General features: G+C 62.9%; 27 protein-coding genes. 15 read left to right on the top strand and 12 right to left on the bottom strand.

What is annotated here, in order from left to right:
* Positions 1-66: 66 nt before the first annotated feature.
* From AC3WTO_RS25165 to AC3WTO_RS25190, 6 genes are all read left to right on the top strand, one after another.
* Positions 67-852, top strand: a complete 786-nt coding sequence (locus AC3WTO_RS25165) for an alpha/beta fold hydrolase (RefSeq protein WP_492463523.1) — start codon at positions 67-69, stop codon at positions 850-852.
* A gap of 231 nt (positions 853-1,083) precedes the next feature.
* A complete protein-coding gene (locus tag AC3WTO_RS25170) occupies positions 1,084-1,431 on the top strand; it encodes a hypothetical protein (protein ID WP_492463522.1) in 348 nt (115 codons plus the stop codon).
* Positions 1,432-1,451: 20 nt separating this feature from the next.
* On the top strand, positions 1,452-1,970 hold the full coding sequence (locus AC3WTO_RS25175) for a hypothetical protein (protein ID WP_492463521.1): 519 nt from the start codon (positions 1,452-1,454) through the stop codon (positions 1,968-1,970).
* Between the two features lie 39 nt (positions 1,971-2,009).
* Positions 2,010-2,285, top strand: a complete 276-nt coding sequence (locus tag AC3WTO_RS25180) for a DUF1488 family protein (protein WP_492463520.1) — start codon at positions 2,010-2,012, stop codon at positions 2,283-2,285.
* Positions 2,286-2,498: 213 nt separating this feature from the next.
* Positions 2,499-2,795 (top strand): hypothetical protein, encoded by a 297-nt coding sequence (locus AC3WTO_RS25185; protein WP_492463519.1) that lies wholly within the window; start codon positions 2,499-2,501, stop codon positions 2,793-2,795.
* A 345-nt stretch (positions 2,796-3,140) separates the two neighbouring features.
* Entirely contained in the window at positions 3,141-3,569 is a 429-nt protein-coding gene (locus AC3WTO_RS25190) for a hypothetical protein (protein WP_492463518.1), read from the top strand.
* A 27-nt stretch (positions 3,570-3,596) separates the two neighbouring features.
* On the opposite strand, the gene AC3WTO_RS25195 is transcribed toward AC3WTO_RS25190, so the two are convergent.
* Positions 3,597-3,818: a hypothetical protein gene (locus AC3WTO_RS25195; protein ID WP_492463517.1), complete on the bottom strand. Its 222-nt coding sequence runs from the start codon at positions 3,816-3,818 to the stop codon at positions 3,597-3,599.
* 252 nt (positions 3,819-4,070) lie between these two features.
* On the opposite strand from AC3WTO_RS25195, the gene AC3WTO_RS25200 reads away from it, so the two are divergent.
* The gene (locus tag AC3WTO_RS25200) at positions 4,071-4,322 is read left to right on the top strand and encodes a hypothetical protein (protein WP_492463516.1); all 252 of its coding nucleotides are present in this window, start codon (positions 4,071-4,073) and stop codon (positions 4,320-4,322) included.
* 49 nt (positions 4,323-4,371) lie between these two features.
* Here AC3WTO_RS25200 and AC3WTO_RS25205 read toward each other — a convergent pair whose 3' ends face one another.
* Positions 4,372-4,620, bottom strand: coding sequence for a DUF982 domain-containing protein (locus AC3WTO_RS25205; protein ID WP_492463515.1), 249 nt, complete (start codon positions 4,618-4,620; stop codon positions 4,372-4,374).
* Between the two features lie 53 nt (positions 4,621-4,673).
* On the opposite strand from AC3WTO_RS25205, the gene AC3WTO_RS25210 reads away from it, so the two are divergent.
* The gene (locus AC3WTO_RS25210; protein ID WP_492463514.1) at positions 4,674-5,000 is read left to right on the top strand and encodes a DUF982 domain-containing protein; all 327 of its coding nucleotides are present in this window, start codon (positions 4,674-4,676) and stop codon (positions 4,998-5,000) included.
* Between the two features lie 338 nt (positions 5,001-5,338).
* Positions 5,339-5,692, top strand: a complete 354-nt coding sequence (locus AC3WTO_RS25215; RefSeq protein WP_492463513.1) for a hypothetical protein — start codon at positions 5,339-5,341, stop codon at positions 5,690-5,692.
* A 42-nt stretch (positions 5,693-5,734) separates the two neighbouring features.
* Here AC3WTO_RS25215 and AC3WTO_RS25220 read toward each other — a convergent pair whose 3' ends face one another.
* The 3 genes from AC3WTO_RS25220 to AC3WTO_RS25230 form a co-directional block, all read right to left on the bottom strand.
* Complete coding sequence (locus AC3WTO_RS25220) at positions 5,735-6,229, bottom strand: GNAT family N-acetyltransferase (protein WP_492463512.1); 495 nt, start codon at positions 6,227-6,229, stop codon at positions 5,735-5,737.
* 126 nt (positions 6,230-6,355) lie between these two features.
* On the bottom strand, positions 6,356-6,724 hold the full coding sequence (locus tag AC3WTO_RS25225; RefSeq protein WP_492463709.1) for a GFA family protein: 369 nt from the start codon (positions 6,722-6,724) through the stop codon (positions 6,356-6,358).
* A gap of 517 nt (positions 6,725-7,241) precedes the next feature.
* Positions 7,242-7,712: a hypothetical protein gene (locus AC3WTO_RS25230; protein ID WP_492463511.1), complete on the bottom strand. Its 471-nt coding sequence runs from the start codon at positions 7,710-7,712 to the stop codon at positions 7,242-7,244.
* 220 nt (positions 7,713-7,932) lie between these two features.
* Between AC3WTO_RS25230 and AC3WTO_RS25235 the strand changes: the two genes are divergently transcribed.
* Positions 7,933-8,937 (top strand): lipoprotein N-acyltransferase Lnb domain-containing protein, encoded by a 1,005-nt coding sequence (locus tag AC3WTO_RS25235; protein WP_492463510.1) that lies wholly within the window; start codon positions 7,933-7,935, stop codon positions 8,935-8,937.
* Between the two features lie 667 nt (positions 8,938-9,604).
* Here AC3WTO_RS25235 and AC3WTO_RS25240 read toward each other — a convergent pair.
* On the bottom strand, positions 9,605-10,378 hold the full coding sequence (locus tag AC3WTO_RS25240; protein WP_492463509.1) for a helix-turn-helix domain-containing protein: 774 nt from the start codon (positions 10,376-10,378) through the stop codon (positions 9,605-9,607).
* A gap of 108 nt (positions 10,379-10,486) precedes the next feature.
* Between AC3WTO_RS25240 and AC3WTO_RS25245 the strand changes: the two genes are divergently transcribed.
* Together AC3WTO_RS25245 and AC3WTO_RS25250 are read left to right on the top strand one after the other, a co-directional pair.
* Positions 10,487-11,386, top strand: a complete 900-nt coding sequence (locus AC3WTO_RS25245; protein ID WP_492463508.1) for an NAD-dependent epimerase/dehydratase family protein — start codon at positions 10,487-10,489, stop codon at positions 11,384-11,386.
* 146 nt (positions 11,387-11,532) lie between these two features.
* Positions 11,533-11,919: a nuclear transport factor 2 family protein gene (locus tag AC3WTO_RS25250; RefSeq protein ID WP_492463507.1), complete on the top strand. Its 387-nt coding sequence runs from the start codon at positions 11,533-11,535 to the stop codon at positions 11,917-11,919.
* 112 nt (positions 11,920-12,031) lie between these two features.
* Here AC3WTO_RS25250 and AC3WTO_RS25255 read toward each other — a convergent pair whose 3' ends face one another.
* The 5 genes from AC3WTO_RS25255 to AC3WTO_RS25275 all read right to left on the bottom strand — a co-directional run bounded on the left by AC3WTO_RS25255 (position 12,032) and on the right by AC3WTO_RS25275 (position 15,071).
* Positions 12,032-12,247, bottom strand: a complete 216-nt coding sequence (locus AC3WTO_RS25255; RefSeq protein WP_492463506.1) for a hypothetical protein — start codon at positions 12,245-12,247, stop codon at positions 12,032-12,034.
* Between the two features lie 895 nt (positions 12,248-13,142).
* Positions 13,143-13,523 carry a protamine-2 (modular protein) gene (locus AC3WTO_RS25260; RefSeq protein ID WP_492463505.1) on the bottom strand — a complete coding sequence of 127 codons (381 nt, stop codon included), beginning with the start codon at positions 13,521-13,523 and terminating at the stop codon, positions 13,143-13,145.
* 151 nt (positions 13,524-13,674) lie between these two features.
* Positions 13,675-14,175 (bottom strand): hypothetical protein, encoded by a 501-nt coding sequence (locus tag AC3WTO_RS25265; protein ID WP_492463503.1) that lies wholly within the window; start codon positions 14,173-14,175, stop codon positions 13,675-13,677.
* A 182-nt stretch (positions 14,176-14,357) separates the two neighbouring features.
* Complete coding sequence (locus AC3WTO_RS25270; protein WP_492463502.1) at positions 14,358-14,558, bottom strand: CsbD family protein; 201 nt, start codon at positions 14,556-14,558, stop codon at positions 14,358-14,360.
* Positions 14,559-14,807: 249 nt separating this feature from the next.
* Positions 14,808-15,071 (bottom strand): DUF2934 domain-containing protein, encoded by a 264-nt coding sequence (locus AC3WTO_RS25275; RefSeq protein ID WP_492463501.1) that lies wholly within the window; start codon positions 15,069-15,071, stop codon positions 14,808-14,810.
* A gap of 276 nt (positions 15,072-15,347) precedes the next feature.
* Between AC3WTO_RS25275 and AC3WTO_RS25280 the strand changes: the two genes are divergently transcribed.
* Entirely contained in the window at positions 15,348-16,241 is an 894-nt protein-coding gene (locus AC3WTO_RS25280; protein WP_492463500.1) for an alpha/beta fold hydrolase, read from the top strand.
* Between the two features lie 81 nt (positions 16,242-16,322).
* Here AC3WTO_RS25280 and AC3WTO_RS25285 read toward each other — a convergent pair whose 3' ends face one another.
* Positions 16,323-16,688, bottom strand: coding sequence for a hypothetical protein (locus AC3WTO_RS25285; RefSeq protein ID WP_492463499.1), 366 nt, complete (start codon positions 16,686-16,688; stop codon positions 16,323-16,325).
* A 356-nt stretch (positions 16,689-17,044) separates the two neighbouring features.
* On the opposite strand from AC3WTO_RS25285, the gene AC3WTO_RS25290 reads away from it, so the two are divergent.
* Both AC3WTO_RS25290 and AC3WTO_RS25295 read left to right on the top strand, forming a co-directional pair.
* Positions 17,045-17,410 carry an ADP-ribosylation/crystallin J1 gene (locus tag AC3WTO_RS25290; protein WP_492463498.1) on the top strand — a complete coding sequence of 122 codons (366 nt, stop codon included), beginning with the start codon at positions 17,045-17,047 and terminating at the stop codon, positions 17,408-17,410.
* A complete protein-coding gene (locus AC3WTO_RS25295) occupies positions 17,407-17,649 on the top strand; it encodes a CPCC family cysteine-rich protein (RefSeq protein ID WP_492463497.1) in 243 nt (80 codons plus the stop codon). The genes AC3WTO_RS25290 and AC3WTO_RS25295 overlap by 4 nt, the downstream gene beginning before the upstream one ends.
* Positions 17,650-17,655: the final 6 nt, after the last annotated feature.

The raw sequence follows: 17,655 nt of genomic DNA on the forward strand, positions 1-17,655 counted from the left end.
AACAAGAAACGCGGATGGCCTGGAGCCCGGCACGCAGGATGTGCGGGCAGGAATGGGAGAAGCCTGATGCCGACCGTGCAGATCAACAACCATCCGATCGCCTATCTGGAATTCGGCGACCCGGACAAAGACACCATCATCCTGCTGTCGGGCTGGGCACAGGACAACCGCCTGTTCAAGAACCTGTCGCCGCTGCTGGCCGAGACGTTCCACGTGCTGGTGCCCGACTATCGTGGCCATGACGCCAACGAGACCGTGCATGGCGATTTCGGTACCGAGGAGTTGGTCGACGATATCGCCGCCTTCATCGCAATCAAGGCACCGAAGAACCCGATGCTGGTTTCGACGTCGCATGGCTGCTGGGTCAATATCGGCCTGTGCGAGCGACTGGGCCTGGAACGCACCATCCTCATCGACTGGCTGATGCAGCCGCATCCGGGCTTCATCAAGCAGCTCGAGGACGGGCAGGATCCCGAGCGCTACAAACAAGGCCGCGACAGCTTCTTCAATGAATGGGAAGCGACGACCGACAATGTCGACGTCATCAACCACATGAAGAAGGAAATGGCCTGGTTTTCCGGCCCGATGTGGATGCGCGCCTGCCGCGAGATCCTCAGGGCCTACACCCAATACGGCTCACCGCTGCAGCGCATGGAGGGGCTGAAGAAGCAGCCCGAACTCATCCACATCTACTCGCAGCCGCTGTCGGCCGAATACCGCAAATTCCAGGAAGACTATTCCGCCGGCCATCCCTGGTTCCAGCCGGTCCACATCCCCGGCCAGACGCATTTCCCGACGCTGGAGAACCCGGAAGCGGTGGCGAAGGCGATCGCGGCGTTCCGGCTGAGGTAGCCCGTCTTCAGGCTTGGCGGGAAAATTCGAAGCCGTCGCTTGCGCCGGAATGCACCTGCCGCCGCAGCTCCCGGCGACGGGCGTGCGCGGCGGGCGAGAGAGAAGGGCTGACAGCACCCGGCAATCGAAGCCGGTGCGCCGATTAATCGCCCGTCGCAGCAACGGGTGTGATAGAGTGCTCTTGCTCGTGCGCAATCATGCGTACCCGTCTGACAAAGATCGGACACTATCATGCAATCCCGGGAATGGATTAAGCCGGCCGGCTACGGCGCGGCCGGAGGAGCTTTGGCGCTGGCAATCATCGGCTTCACCGCAGGTGGATGGGTCACTGGCGGTACTGCTACGAAAATGGCGGAAAACTCCGCCACCAATGCTGTCGTCGCTGCCATGACACCTTATTGTGTCGCCCAGTCCAAGAGTGCGCCGAATTCGGTCGAGGTCCTGGCGGCCCTCAAAGCGGCCAACAGCTATGACCGTCGATCGATCATCGAGAAGGCCGGCTGGGCTACGCCGCTTGGCGGCAACGCGCCCAACTCGGCATTGGCCGTCTCATGCAACTCCGCCATCGCCCTGAACTGAGTTCGACAAGGAGGCGCGGCTTGGCAGCCCGCGCCGCCTTCCAAGGCCTTTTCGACGCGCCTCCTCACTGGCGGCGCTGGCTCGTCACTCGACACGAAACTGGAACCCTTGTGGACGATACCAATCAGATTTCGGACGACGCGCGGGCAGCGATCGATGCGCTGCTGAGCGAGTGCCGGAAAAAAGCCCGGCCGTTTGCCGGGACCGAGGGCGCAATCAAGGGCATGTCTCCCATGCTCCCGGATGCAAGGCTCGTGAGCGCAGGCGAAGCGGCCGGCTGCAGCCTGCGCCACGGTGATCGGCGGAAACGCTCCGCCGATGTCGAGGACGAATGCGAGGCCCTCGCCCCAGGATCCGTGCATCATCAGTATGGACGGCGTATCGAAACCGACGGTTCGTGGACGATCTACCACGTCTTCACAGGCACCCCTGCCCGCATTTGCGGACATTCCATGGCAGGCCTGAGCCGCCCGGGCGCCACCGAGATCATGACGTTTCTCAACGTCCGCAACGAGAAGCGCCGCAAGGGCCAGGCCTGAGCAAAAATTTCCGGCCCTCCACCACCAAAGGATTCCGCAATGGCGCTCGATTTTCCAAACCAAAGCCGCAGCTTCGATGAAGCCCGGTTCTCGGTGCGGTTTTCCGGCTATGATGGCATGCAGCAAGTGCGGTTTCTGATCGAGGCTAAAGCTCTGGCCAAATCGAACCGGGCAGCTAACGCAACAACCAATTCGGAAGCCGCGTGCCTCGCAGCATTCGATGCGGCACGCGCTTCGATTCAGGATGTCGCTCGCTTTGTTTATTCTCGTAGCCGCCAACCTATCTATGTTCTTACGGAGAAAGATTTTTCCTGAATCATAATACCTCGGGATATCTGATTATGTACTATGTGAACTTTTTATAAAAATAATTATACATCGGAGCTAATAATTCTGCTTCGAATTCACAAAATTCCAAAATGGAAATCACGGCCAAAAATAAACATTTTTGACACATAGACTCATTTCTTGAACAAGCGCATGATAAATCTTCCCATGAAGGGAAGGTGGCGAGGCGCCTGACCATCGATGTTATTCACCTACCTGACCAGGAACAGCGCAGCTTTTCAGCTGCGCGCAATGGTCTGGACTTCACCGTCCGGCCAGGAGACTGCAAGCCCAGCAAACGCTGACAAGGCAAAGGCCATGATTGACCTTGATGACAACGAGATCGGCGTTCTCTGCCCTGACTGTACACACGAGACAAAAAAGAGAATTGGCTGGGTGAAAACACACACGCAGATGGAATGCAGAAACTGCGGCAGTATCGTTGATATCGAAAGCAGCAACTTCCGCGTTCCACAAGAGACCCGAAACGACGACTGAGTGGCGGCACGGCCTCATCGCGGGCGGCATCAGTCCGATTTTCGAGACAGGCGGGCTTCCCAAGACCTGACGATCCGCCCGCCACGGCAATCTGCCATGTCCCCCGACCCGAGATGGATGCACAAGTGACAGCAAAAACAGCACGAACAGGCGACCATATACTCGCCGGCATCGCGGTGATCCTGGTGGCCGGCGTGGGTGGGTATCTGGGCTACATCTTCTTCGGCAGCATAAATTGGTAGGCCCGAATGCCGCCGAACGCATGCAGTCCGACGCTGCGCGCAGGATGGCGATTGCCGGCAGCCGAAAGTCATGAGGGCGCCACGGCAACCAATGAGGCTCCGCATGAGTGATCTGCCGGACCTGATCGCGAATTGCCAGCAACTGAAAGGTCCCAGCCCGGAGCTGGACCACGCGATCGAAAAGTATTTTTCCGACTGGGAAGAGCTGTGGGCCTGCTACTCCAGACACCGGAAAACCGGCGAGGTCGTTCGCACGCAATATCGCACGGCACCAGCCTACACCGCCTCGCTCGACGCAGCCGTCACACTGACGGAACAGGTGCTTCCGGGATGGCATTGGGGCAATCACCCCTTCGCAGGTCGCCGGCGGGCCTATGTCGTCGAGGATAGCCCGCTTCGCCTCGTGCCTGTCGTCGCGGACCATACCTTCGCAGCGATCGCCCTTGTCCTGGCCACACTCCGGGCGCGCCAGATCGAAGAGGAAGGCATTCCGCCACGCGGCCAGGCCGCGGTATCCAGCCGTGTGCAGTAAGCTGACATGCGCATGTCCGACACGCGACTAGTGCAGCACCCTTTTTCGATCGAAGTAGATCCGCATGGTTTCGCGCATACCAGCATCGTCCAGCACACCTTGCGAAAACAGATACATCAAGGCTCTCGCCACCTCGGTCGATGCACGGCTGCCTTCGTGAATGCAACGTTCGCGACAGATATCTTGGTAGAAGTTCCTGAGGAGATCCATATCTTCGGGGTAGGCAATCGCGGGAGTGTGCACAGGCATGGCTCCCTCCTTTCTCAAGCGGAAGCATGACGGACGCTCACAGTCGACGCTGCCCCCGGTCAAGGCCGCCAGCGGGACACCATGCGCTCATGAAGACAGCGCGTCCGCACAATTCGGATTGCCGGACGATCACTTATGAAGACGATCGGGGCCTTGGAAGTGACCAGCGCTTATCCAGTCAAGCCGGCCCCCGCCTTGTGAACAGGTGCGATTGGTGATCTGGTCAGGCCGGTTTCAACGCGGGAGTTGAGCGTGGGCGAGAGCGTCAGGCCTTTGGACATGGACGAGCCGGCCGAACTTTCATTCCCGGGAAAGAAAGGAAAGGTCGCTCTCAGCCTTACCGACATCATCCACTTCGAGCACCTTTCCACGGCACTGATTTTCGCCGTCAGGACCATGCATGACAGCCACCGGCCCAACTGCATGATCACAACGCAGTCGGGAAGCATCTACCGCTGGAACGATATCCCGGCCTTGTATGACACCGTAAGGCTTGCAGGATAGCGCGTGCCGGACACGGCAACGCGCCCGGAAGGACGCCGAACCGGCCGTTCTACTGATTGATCAGAATCCCGGCTTCCCGCGTCGCCTGGACGAAAGCACGCCGGGCAGCGTCGGCGGATTTTTTGCCGGCGCTTGCGTCCGAACAAGCCTGGAGGGCTGCCCGATGTTTGTCGCCCCGCTTGCCGGGCCACTCCCTGAGCAGGAAGCTGGTGCAAGCCGCAACATCGGCAAGCGTGATGCTGCCGCCCGCCGGATCGGTGCGGACGGTGACCGCATTTTCGAATTTCGGATTTTCCATTCCCGCTCTTATGATTTTGCAAGGAAAGTAGCGAGGATTATTTTCAAACGCCTATGACCCGGAAAATAATTCTGATCGCGGCTTTCTGTTTTCATGGGTCGAGCGTACAGTATTTTATGGAAAATCTATCCTTTCAGACGCCAGTTGTCATTTACGCCGGGCTGCCGACGAAATTCCATCTCGTCTCGAATGTTTCGGACGCATCAGATTTTCTTTTTGACAATTGGGCGGAAAACGACAGCCTGCAATGGACCGACGCCATGAACCGATGCGCGTGGGCAAGCGTCGGCAAGGCAAGCGTGGAAGCCGCGCGGTCCGCTTTCCTGGTTGCGGTGAAGACGGCGGGCATGAGGATCGATCCCTCGATTGCCCTCTACTGAGCGCACAGAGGCGCGCCTGAAGGACTGGCGCACAAAACAAAAAAGCCGCTGGGGATATCTCCCAACGGCTCTGCTGTCTCTGTTCGAGAATACCCTTCCACGATCAACTCGCCAGTACATCCGTGGTCGGACGAAGGCAGAAGGGAAAGCGCATCAACCTCTGACGGGGACGCACCATCGCTATATGGAGACCGATTGCGGTTTATTCAAGGCCTGGATGGCGCAGAGTTTGCGCATGCTATCCGTTGACCCGACGGATAGCTGAAATGGACTAGCCGACGTCGCTTGATTTTCGTCGCCTGGAAGGCCGACAAATCCCGGGCAACCAGAGCGGTCCAATGGAGATTTTCACCGCATTCTTCTTCGCCGTCGCCGGCGCACTGAATGCCGTCCGCTACGGCCTGTGGCTGCTGTTTCCGCTGGCGACATTGGTGTTGCTGCTGGCAAGATTCAGCAGCTCGCCTCCGGCTCATGCGCTGGCGCGTTTCGCCTGGTGGTCGAGCGTGGTGTTCCTGGCACTGATCGGCGGCCTGCTGGCTGCCGGCCTGCTGGCTGCCGGCCTGCTGGCTGCCGGCCTGCTGGCTGCCAGCCAGGATCGCTACTTCTACTATCCGGTGTTTCAGTTGCTGTTTGTCGTCGGGCCGGCACCGCTGGCCTGCCTGGTATCGCTGTTGCTGCGGCCCCAGGAGTGACGGCGAACCGTTCTGGCTACCGCCGGGCCGGCAGCATCGCCATCATTCGAGTTTCTTGAAATATCTGGAGATCGGCCAATGCGCATAGCGCGCAGCCTCGTAGGTTCGGCGTGCGGCCGCATGGCCCGCGTCCCCGGTGGTTTCCAGCATCACCATTTTCATCCCGGCGTCCCTGATCAGGCTTTCGGCATGCGCCAGCAGCATCCTGCCGATGCCCTGCCGTTGCCGATCGGGCGATACGGCAATGATGAAGATTTCACCCATGCTGTCCTTCGGCAGGATCCTGACGCCGACAAAGCCGGCCAGTTTTCCGTCCAGAAGGGCCAGACTGATGCTCTCCGGTTCGCTGGCAAGCAGTTCGGCCACATCCGCCAATTGCCTGGCCTGCCAGCCCTCGGGATAGAAGGCATCATAGGCGAAGCCAGGAAGCTGATCCAAACCCGCCCTGCTCAGGACAGGAGCCCACGCTGCGACGGTCAGGGAAAGCAGCGCATCCCTATAGCTGTCATCATAGGGGACAATGCGGGGTTCGTTCATTTCGACTTGCTATCGGCATGCTTCGCGCGAAGCGGGGATGGAAGACGGCCGCGCCGGGCAACCGCCAGACATGGCTATCACCGACGAGGCATACCGGGAAGTCACGCCGGCATGTGACCCGCCCTATCAGCCGCGATCTTCCTCGAACTGTTCCGCCGCGCGCACAGGACGCAGCCAATGTTCGCGGCGCTTGGTCCAGAGTTCATAACCCGGCGTCATTCCCGTCGGTGCCCGGTCAAGCGCGCCGGCCATGATTTCCGCCTCTTCCGCCCGCAACGAAAACACGCGCGACCCGCAGGACGGGCAGAAGCTGCGGCCTTCATAGACCGTCGTCGCGCCGGCACAGGCAAAAGCCGAGCGGTCCCAGACGAGGAACATCGAGAATGCGCTACCGCTAGCGCGGCGACAATCATGGCAATGGCAAAGACCAACGCGGATCGGGTCGCCTTCGAGCGTGAAGCTCACCGCTCCGCACAGACAGGAGCCGGTGGTCATCGACCTTTCGTCGGGCGTCGCACGCTTGCGCAGCGCCGGCGTTCCGGCGGCATCGGTCTCGTTGATCGCGCTGTCCTTCTCCAGGTTCCGGACCTTGGCCATGGCTCGATCTCCCTTTCGGGATCGAACGGCTGAGCGGAACGGATGTTCCCAGAGAAAGGTGGAACGGTAGGAGGAAGCGACCGGGAAGGCGTCAGTAGCGGGAGCCGAGATGGATCCGGTTCAGGATCGAGCAGGCGGCCTCGGCGCGAAACAGGGACCGGTTGACCAGTTGCTGCCCATCGAGCTCTGCTGCCCGGTTGAGGGCGTTGTCCCAAACCTTCCAAGTGCCCGCAGGCTCTTGAATGCATTCATACCGGGGGCGGCCCATCGAAGCCTCGCTGTCCTAACCTCCCAGTTTTGCGTGATGGCGCGCGCAATAATGCAACTTTCAGCTGTTGTCAGCCGGAAAATTGCCCGCCGGTACGAAAGTAGGAGGTCGCAATGGCCCTCCTGATGTCCTTGCCTTGCGAGGCTTTCAACGTTCAAACGGCCCGCCAAAGGCCCGCAGGAAACCAAAGACACCCAGTGGCAGCGTGAAGGCTGCAACCGCCATCATACCCCGAAGCTCTCCCGTGAGTATCCCGGAAACCCATGCCAGGCACGCCGCGCAAAACAGGACAAGGGAAAGGCCCCTCAACCACCTCGGATTGCGCCTGCTGCCTGCAGGCAGGTAATCCCCGACGGGCGCGGGCACGTCCGCAATCGAAGCTTTCATGCTGTCCACCGCGCCAGCGAAAGCGGAAAAATCCGACAGTTCCATCGGAAAATATTGGTAGTTTGCCTGCGCGATGCCCGCGAGCACGATATGGTGACCACCCTCATTATCGCGCTTCAGCCGCAACGACAGCATGACACGTCCATCGGCGATCGGCGTGTCGATCTGCCGGAGGACCGTTCCGGTCGTTACCGTCTTCAGAGATCGGAAAAACCTCGAAAAGAAACTCATCTGATATCCCCCGCCACCGGACGGACAATCTCCCATCGCGCCATGCAACTGTCGAGATACGGCCTGTCGAAGCTCGTAAAAGCCTGGAGCAGGTTCAAGCACCCGCCTAAAGCCCTTGGCCAGCGCCGCCCACTGCCGTTTGATAGCTTGATTTCCCGCCCGCGCTCGTCAACCTGACAGGCGCCCGGCGGCCGTGCCGGACCTGATTCCGGGAGTTTCGATGCGCCGCGCCGGCCTTGTCATCCTGATCGCCGTCCTGTTCCTGGCCATCGCGCTGGCGAGCGTCTGGAGCGAGCTTGCCCTCTTCTACCGGCTGCCGCTGCCGGAGGCCGGCCGCATCGCCGTCGCCGCGCTGTTCGGCATCTTCGGCCTGGCAACGCTCATTGCCCTGTTCAGCCGCCGCCGCTGGCGTGCCGCCGGCATCTTCGCCGTGGCCTTCGCCGCCGTACTCGTGTGGTGGACCAGCATCACGCCGCCGCGCGATGCTGCCTTCGTGCCGGAAGATGCCCGCCAGGTCACCGGCAGGATCGAGGGCAACCAGCTGACCCTGACCAACATGCGCAACTTCACCTGGCGATCCAGGACCGACTTCAGCGAGAGCTGGGAGACGCGCAGCTACGACCTGTCGAAACTCAAGACGGTCGATCTGTTCATGTCCTATTGGGCGGGACCGGAAATGGCCCACACCATTGTCAGCTTCGGCTTCGAGGGCGGCGAGCAGGTCGCCTGGTCGATCGAGGCGCGTTACCGGGTGGGCACGGAATATTCGCCGGTCGCCGATGCCTTCAAGACCGACACGCTGATCGTGATTGCGGCCGACGAACGCGACCTGATCGGCCTGCGCACCAATGTGCGCGGCGAGGATGTGCATCTCTACCGGCTGAAGGTGGAACCGGACCACATCCGGGCCTTCCTGGCCGGCTATGTCGAGGACGCCAATGCGCTCGCGGCCGAGCCGCAATTCTACAATTCGATCACCACCAACTGCACGACGGCGATCGTGCGCATCCTGCGGCTGATCGGGGCGAGCATTCCCACCGACTGGCGCCTGCTCGTCAACGGTTACCTGCAGGGCTACCTCTACGACCAGAAACGCGTCGACATCAGGCTGCCGCTCGCCGACCTGATCGAACGCTCCCGCATCAGCGCGCGCGCCAAGGCTGTCGGCGTCGGCCCGGGCTTTTCCGAAGCGATCCGGCAGGGCGTGCCGGACCCGAACGGGTAAGGGCCGGCATCTCCGAGGCACCCTTGCAACCGACCCCAAAGCGCTGGCCGACGCCCGTCCAAGGAGACCGAGCGGGCGCCATGGCTGCTGCCAGGGTCGGCACCACGCTTGCCGTGCAGGCTGACCGGCCTCGAAAGCCGGCAGGCGCGGGACTCCGTGACCTTGCTGCATCAGCGCAGATGAATCAGTGGACTCCAGCGGCAGAACTGATTGTGCCGACAGCATCCCGGTGCTAGTAGAGAAATGTGTCAGGTGGTGTTGGGGAGTACCGCTTATGTATCCTAAAGAGCATGAATACCAATCACCTTATGGGCGTTATTACAGATACGCCTTCCTCCTGGCCTCCGCCGCCGTGATTGTCCAAGCTTATAGCTGGCTTACGAATTCCTAGACTCGCGAAACCGTAACGCTGGCATACGGCAGAAGCCGGGCGCTCGCCGGCATGGTTAGCGGCGCGTAAACGGCTGGCCGCCGCGCGGGGGATACTCCCCAGATAACGCTCCTGGAGGCTGGAGCGTTTCCCTTCTCGTGGAAACGATCAAACGCCCTTTGCTGTTACGCAATTCCGGACGCTCGATGCGGCGCAGCTGCGGTGTGGGTCCCCGACTGCGGTCGCTTGCGAGGTTGACGCCGTGTCCGGGCCAACCGTTGGTGCCGATACGCCCGCTCAGCCGCGCCGCAGGCCGCGCGGGGTCTCGCCGATCTCGCGGCGCATCCAGTGGGCGAGATGCGACTGGTGGGCAAAGCCGGTGCGATGTGCGACCTCGCTGATGCTGAAGCCGCTCTCCAGCAGCAGCGAACGCGCCCGCTCGATACGGCGGCGCAGCACATAACGATGCACCGTCTGGCCGGTCGCCGCCTTGAACCAGGTCCTCAGATGGGAATTGCTGACGCCCGCCACCTTGCTCAGCGTCTCCAGGGAAAGCGGCGTGTCGATGCGCGCTTCGATGAAGTCGAACAGCCGTTTCAGTTGCGCCTGCGACAGCCGGCTCGGCCGCTCCGGTTCCGGTTCCTGAAGGCCGAGCAGGCGCACAGCCAGCGCGGTGCCGATCGCGTCGGCGAACAGGGCGCCACTCGGCGAACCGGCGCGGAAGTCATTCTCCAGGGCGCGCGCCAGATGTTCGATGCGCTCGTCGCGCAGCAGATGACGCGTCTGCAGGCGCGTTGAGCCAGCCGCCCCCAGCTCCGCCGCAACCGTTTCCAGCAGTGCCGAAGACAGGCTGAGCTCCACCGTGTCGAAACCGGCCTCGGCTTCGAAGCCGCCCTCTTCGCCGGCCGGCACCAGGTCGATGTCGCCGGCGCGGCGCAGGAAAGTGCGGCCACTGCAGAAGGAGCGCGTCAGGGCGCTGGCGTGGATGAGGATGCGGTGGCGATCCTCGCGCTCGAGATGGAAGCGGCCCGCCGCGAGCTGCAGGGGCGTGAGCGTGACGGACGCAGGCATCTCGGTCTCGTGGTTTGGCAAAACGTGCTGCTGATTTGGCGATTGCCGCGCGATTTTCAATGCGATGCCGCCTACCTCCTCGCCATCGCAACGATCGAAGGAACAGAGATGAGCAGCTATGTGGTTGTCGGCGCCGGGCCGGTGGGGCTTGAAACGGCGCGCCTGCTGGGGCGGGACGGACATGATGTGGTGCTGACCAGCCGCGGCATCGGCGCGGTCGACATGGAGGGCGTGCGCACGGCGCAAGCCGATGCCACCGACGCGGCGGCCCTTGCCCGCCTCGCCAAGGGCGCCGATGCGATCTTCATGTGCGCCATGGCGCCGTATCATCGCTGGCCGACGGAGTTCTTCCCGATCATGGACGGCGTCACCAGCGCGGCCGAAGCCGTCGGCGCCAGGCTGCTGGTGCTCGGCAATCTCTATGGCTACGGCGAAAACGCCAGCGGCCCGCTGCGGTTCGACCAGCCGCTCGACCCGACCACACGCAAGGGCACGGCCCGCACCATCATGTGGCAGCGCGCGCAACGCGCCAGCGTGCCGGCGATCGAGGTGCGCGCCAGCGACTATCTCGGGCACGGCGCGGTCGCCGCCTATTTCCCGATCCTGGCGCTGCCGGGATTGCTGGAATCGCGACCGATCACCTTCCTCGGCGACCTCGACGCCGAGCACGCCTGGGCCTTCACCAAGGATGTCGCCAGGACGCTGGTGGCGGCGGCCGCCTATGACGGCGAATGGGGCCGCGCCTTCCACGTTCCTTCGCAGCACGCCTCGCCGCGCGAATTGATGCGCCGGACCGCGGCGATGCTCGGCAAGCCGCTGCCCCAGATCGGCGTCTATTCCCGCGCCGAGCTCGCAGTGCCCGCGCTGCACGAGTTCCTGGAGATGAGCTATCTGTTCGAAAAACCGCTGCTGGTCGATGCCGCCGACACCGAACTAAAGCTCGGTGTGAAGGCCGAGAGCCTCGACCTGATCATCGCCGACATGCTGCGCGACGACCTCGGTGCCTGAACCCGGCATGGCGTGCAGCCTGTTTCCTCGCCCGAGGAAAGGGCGTTCCGCCTTCGCTCGCCGCCTGGCCCAAAGGCGCGGCGGCGGAGGCCGTTGAACGCATCGCGTTGCCGGCGATACTCCCGCGCCAAGCGATGGAGATGGCCATGACCGCGCCCGTGGATTGGAATGCCTTTGCCGAGCGCTGGTGCGCCGACTGGAATGCGCACGATCTCGACCGCATCCTGTCGCATTTCGCCGAGGACGTCGTCTTCACCTCGCCGATCGCGGCCGGGCTTCTGCCCGAGACCGGCGGCAGGCTGGTCGGCAAGCCGGCGCTGCGCGCCTATTGGGAGATCGGCCTGCAGCGCATCCCGGACCTGCACTTCACCGTCGAGCGCATCTTCGGCGGCATCGACACGCTGGTCATCCAGTACCGCAACCAGAAGGGCGCCAGCGTCAGCGAGGTGCTGCGCTTCGAGAACGGCAAGGTGGTGCGCGGCGACGGCACCTATGCGATCGGCGCCGATAATCCGGCCGGGCTCAGCCGGTAGGGCATCAGAGCGTTTCCGTTCTCGTGGAAGCGCTCCTTTGTCTTTCGCAATTCCCGGTGGAGAATCGTGATGCACTTTTGCGGCCGGCGCGGTTGCGCCGGCCGCAAGGCGATCACCTGCCCCAACCGCTGCCCAAGGTCCTGCAGCCTAACGGGGAGCAGATGGAAACCCCGGGGCCGCCGCCGCCACGGCTCGATCCCGGCTTGACGTGGACGGGCGTTGCTTGGGTAATGCCCTTGGCGACCGCCGGCTTGGCGGCCGGAACGCCTGCGGAAGCCGCGCCCGTCAGCATCAAGGCGGCAGCGGCCGCCACGATCATCAACTTCATGTCATCCTCCTGTCTGGTCTGTTGCGGCCCGGACCTTGCCGCAGCGGAGGCGGTGGCGACATACGGCAGATGCCGTAGATCGGCAGCGGTGAAGGGGATTATGGTTAGCGGGATCTTACTTATGCGGGAACGCTGCAGCTCGAGATAGCGCCGGCGCTTCTATCTCCCCCCTCGCGGGGGAGAAAGCGATTTCAGCATCTTAGACGAGCACGCCCGCAGGGCGGCGCAGGCTAAGTGCTAGAAATCGCAAGAGAGGGGATTTCCAGCCGTAACGCTGACAGGCTCTTTGGCGGCTGCCTGGCTGGCGAAGACGGATATCTTCTCGCGACGAGGCGACACTTGCGCAATCCTCGGCTGAATATCCCCTCTCTTGGATTTTCTACGACTTAGACTGCGCCGCCCTGAAGGGCGTGCTCGCTAAGATCGTGAAAATCCTTTCTCCCCCGCAAGGGGGGAGATGGCGCGCACCCGCCCGCGTGCTCAGCACCAAGCGTTGAGTTATCGCAAAGAAATCCAGGCTCCCGGGCTCGCCACGCAGGCTGAAGCCCTGTTGGCCAGGCCGGCCACAGGCCGATGTCCGAGGGGGTAGGGCGAGGCCCGACCTGGGAGCATGCCGAAGCAAAATCGGGCCTCAGCCCACTGACTTACCCCTCGTCAGCAATGGGAAGTTTGCCAGCAAACACTGAGTCGGACAATTGCCGGCTCCGGCGGCCACAGTGGACTTTAGGAGGGTGTCTCCGGAAACACTGCTTGGATCGGGGCGGGTTGATCGAAGCCGTTGGAAAACCGCTTCGTCGCGGGAACATGCCGACAGGGGCCACAGCCCTTGCCGGAGCTATTCCTCGGCGGTCCGACCGGCCTCACAAGCCCGGCACGGAAGGATGAAGTCCTGCCCTTACCAGCCGCCGCGCCAGACGCGTTCGCGCCAGCAGCGGACGCGCCATTCGCCGCGACGCCAGACTCGGCGGCAGACGCGGCGCCAGCGCGGGCCATGGCCGCGCGGGCCGTCACGCCAGCCATGGCGGCGCCAGCCGCGATCGCGCCAGCGCGGGCGGTCGTCCCAGCCGCGGCGATGCCAGCCGCGATGGTCGACCTGTTCGACCGTGGCGCCGCCTTCGCCGTCGAGCACGGCGGGCTGAGCCGCGTCGAGCTCGTCAAGAATGCCGGGACCGGGTGCTGCGACACCGGCCAGCGCCTGGGTTGGCCGCAGGGCCGAAACCGCCACCGCCGCTCCGGCAAGACCGAGAGCCGACATCAGAAACTGCCGTCGTTCCATTTCATATCCTCCAAGAAAAGCGTCCCTGAATCACTGAACAGCCGGGACGCTGAATGGTTCCTGAACGATGATGCCGGCTTTTATGTGCCCACCACTTCCGGGGCAGTTTGCCGCCACGCAACACCCGGCTTCCCGGCGAGCCGAAACCCGATCAGGGTGCGACCTTCCGATAGCCGGAGCCGTCATTGTGCCAGCGATGCATGCCGGTGACGTCCGTGAAGTCGACCCAGTTGCCATCGTCGCGGTAGACGTATTTTGCCGCCGGTCCGGGAATGCGCAAAATCGAAAGCTGGCTGCCCACTGCCTGCTCCGGAAGCACGACAAAGGATACCGCGTCGCCATCCGGGATGCAGTTCATGCCCGGCTTCTGCTTCAGCGTGCCTATGCCGATCGACGGGCCGAGTTTTGGAAACCGGGGATTGCGAACGCTGTCCCAATGTATGTGCGCAGGTTTGCGGCGTGCCGCGGCAAGGCACCTGTACTCCGCAGTTGTCTCGATTGCGGCCTTGTCGTTGTCGGTCTTCACGTAGCCGACGATGAAAGTAGCAATTATCCCGCCAATCGCGAAGAATGCTGAAAGAACCATGACCGTGGGATCTTCCCCGTTTTGCTGGGAAAGCAGCTTGTCGAGCCATGCAGCGACGCCGTTCACCTTGCCCTCCCGCAAAGATCGATGAAGGTCTACGCCGCTTCACCTGGAGAGGACAAGTGCGCGCCTCGGGACGCCTGACCGGCCCTCGACGGAGCGACGATTGCAAAAAGAGACCCCGGCCGAAGCCGGGGTCCCTGCCTCCTCCACCTATGCTGTCCGCCGCGTCATGACGCGGCTCCGGTTCAGGGCAGACGGCTGAACCAGCTGTCGACGTCGCTCTTGGCGCGATCCTTGGCGATGCCGTAACGCTCCTGGAGCTTGCCTTCGAGCTGATCGCGCTTGCCGTCGATCTGGTCGATGTCGTCGTCGGTGAGCTTGCCCCACTGTTCCTTGACCTTGCCCTTGACCTGCTTCCGGTTTCCTTCGATGCGGTTCCAGTCCATGGTTTTGTCTCCATAGGGCGGGGATCGCCCGGTTGATAAAATGCAGCCTTACCGGCTGCGCTCTCGATTGCGGCCGCCAGGGCCGCGCTAACCGATCATCGTCAGCGCCAGAACAGCAGGATCAGGATGATGATCGGGATCGGAATGCCGAGCAGCCACAACAAAATGCCACGACCCATTGTCAGGTCCTCCTTGCTTGGACGGCCAGTCTGAACCGCTCGCAGACAGTCCGGCGAAAAACGGAACTGGTCAGATGCGGCTGGAGCGCAGCGGCGCGGCACGCGCCTTGGGCTGCAGCCTGATGATGGGCGCCGCCGGCGGTCGCGCGATGCGGGTGGGCTTGGCCGCCCTGCCCGTTCCGGTCTCCTTGCGGGAATCGTCCTCGCGGTCGATCTCGCGCAGGGCCAGCAACCAGTGGCGCTCCTGCTGGTCGCCGGGGCAACCCTCCTGCAGCCATATCTCGGCAGCCCGGGCCCGGATGCGCGTGTAACGCTCATTGCGTGTTTGACCCATGGCTGCCTCCTGATTGAATGTTGTCATGGGATGGGAACCGCTGAAAATGGCGATGGTTCCGAAAAAGTTGGGCTGAGGATGGTGGGCAGCAGGTCAGCAGGCCGGCAAAGCAGAGTGTGCAAGGACTGCACGTGAGGTTTCCTGCGGCGTGGGGCGCCGGACGGTTGCAGCGGAAGCTTCTGCTTTGCGCCCCCGATGCGACCGGCTATGTCGCCGGCGGCACAGGATGCGCAAGCGATTGCCAGCATCCTTCCCGGAAAAATGGAGGAAGATATCATGAAGCGCATTCGCGGCCTGGCCATGGCTTTGGCGCTGCTGGCGCAGCCGCTGCCGATCGTAGCAAACGCCGCCGAGATCGCGGTTCCCGGCCAGGCCGAATGGGCAGCCGCCAAGAAAAGCGTGACGCTGTCCAACGGCCAGGCGATCGCCTATGTCGAGATGGGCGACACCGCGGGCAAGCCGCTGCTGTTGATCCATGGCTACACCGACAACAGCCGCAGCTGGTCGCTGCTGGCGCCCTATCTGAAGGGGCGGCATGTCTTTGCCATCGACCTGCGCGGCCACGGCAAGTCGGGCGCGCCGGACTGCTGTTATGCCATCACCGACCTCGCCAACGATGCCGCCTTGTTCCTCGACGCGGTCGGCGTGGCCAAGGCCGACGTGATCGGCCATTCGCTGGGTTCGATGACGGCGCAGATGCTGGCCGCCAGCCATCCCGAAAAGGTCGACCACCTGGTGCTGGTGTCATCGTCGTTGAAACCCGGTGGCGGCCCGGGCTCCTGGCTGTGGGACAACATCATGCCGCTGCAGCCGCCGATCGACCCGAACGGCAAGTTCATGATCGACTGGTACTGGAACCCCAATCCGGTCGACACCGGCTATATCGAGCGCGAGCGCGCCGAGAGTGCCGCGGTGCCGATCCAGGTGTGGCGCGGCGTTCTGTGGGGCCTATCGGCCTATGACTTCACCAGCCTCGCACCAACGATCAAGGCGCCGATGCTGATCCTGTGGGGCGACCAGGACCCGCTGTTCGACGCCAAGCACCAGGACGCGCTGAAAAAGGCCTACCCGGCCGCTAAATTCGAAGCCTTCGCCGGGGCCGGCCACAACATGTTCTGGGAGTTTCCGCAAAAGATGGCGACGGCGCTGGACGGGTTCCTGGGGAAATAGGCAGTCGGCAGTCGGCAGTCGGCAGTCGGAGTTTACAGCGAGATTGCGTGGGTCAAGCCTGTTCTCCGAAGCTGGCGGTGCTCACATCCTGATCGCGCCATCGCATTGATAGGTAAGTCTCACCTGTTCCTTGGCGATGCTGAGGTCCACCACCGTTTCGAACAGGCGGGCGCCCTCGCTCATGATGCTGACGATGAGCGGCCCATAGCGTGCCTCGCAATAGACGCCGTTTTCGCTCGGCACGCAGGCAAGCGTCCGCTGTGCCGACACCTTGCCCTCGAATGTGCCGGTGACGATGATTGTCTGTCCGACCACCGTGATCTGGCGCACCGCGGAAACCCGCCGCTCGCCCCAGCGGCCGTCGACCGAGCGGCATTCGACCGCGCCGGCCACGGACGGGACCAGCAGCAACAGCCCGGCAATTGCCGTCTTCATCACGGTTTTCATGGCGCCGCCCTGCCCCCAGACACATCGATCTAAGCCGCTTCACCAAAGCCGACAAGCGCCGGTGGCCGGAGCTGCTCACCGGCACGCCACCCGCGTGGCGCGTCAGGTGCAAGTGCCGGCATCGCGGGCCGCGCTGTTACGCCGACTTTGCGGGCATGGCGGGGTATCGCTTTCTCCTGAGTCCATATGACGGTCGGGATCATGACATCAGCAGGCTTCGCAAGCGGCGGCGGAGCGAGGCGCGCCTCCTGCTGCCAGGTTCTGCCAGCCGGCCCGCGAATTGGCCGCCGCCTTCAAAGCTGTTCGAGAACCGGGTAAAAGCGCGGGGGCCCTAGCCGGACTGCGGGAGAACATCAATGACCGTCGAGCTTGTCACGCTGTGGAGACCAGTAGGACCGGAAGAGCTCGATCTCATCCACAAGGCCGGGATGAAGGCCTTCCCGCCCCGGCTGCCCGACCAGCCGATCTTTTATCCCGTCACCACGCAAGACTATGCGATGAAGATCGCGCGCGACTGGAATGTGCCGCGCAGCGGCGTCGGCTATGTCACGCGGTTCGCGGTGCGCCGCGATGTCCTCGACCGCTACCCGGTTCAGGAAGCGGGCGGACGCGCGCACAGCGAATACTGGGTGCCCGCCGAGGAACTCGATGCCTTCAACGCCGCGATCGTCGGCAACATCGAGGTTGTGCAGCAGTTCGGCGGCGACACGGGCGAGGCATGACCGGCGCTCGATGCCCCTGCTGCAGTTTCCGCACACTGGGTGAACGCGGTGCGTTCGAAATCTGTCCCGTCTGCTACTGGGAGGACGACGGCCAGGACGAGAGCGATCTGGAGATCGTCCGCGGCGGTCCGAACGGCGAACTTTCCCTGCGACAGGCAAGACTGAACTTCACGACGTTCGGCGCCTGTGCGAAAAAGCTCGTACTCCATGTACGCAGACCGCTGGATGACGAGCGGTAGCGCAGC

Source organism: Mesorhizobium sp. EU05-FHT14A09 (assembly GCF_058790995.1).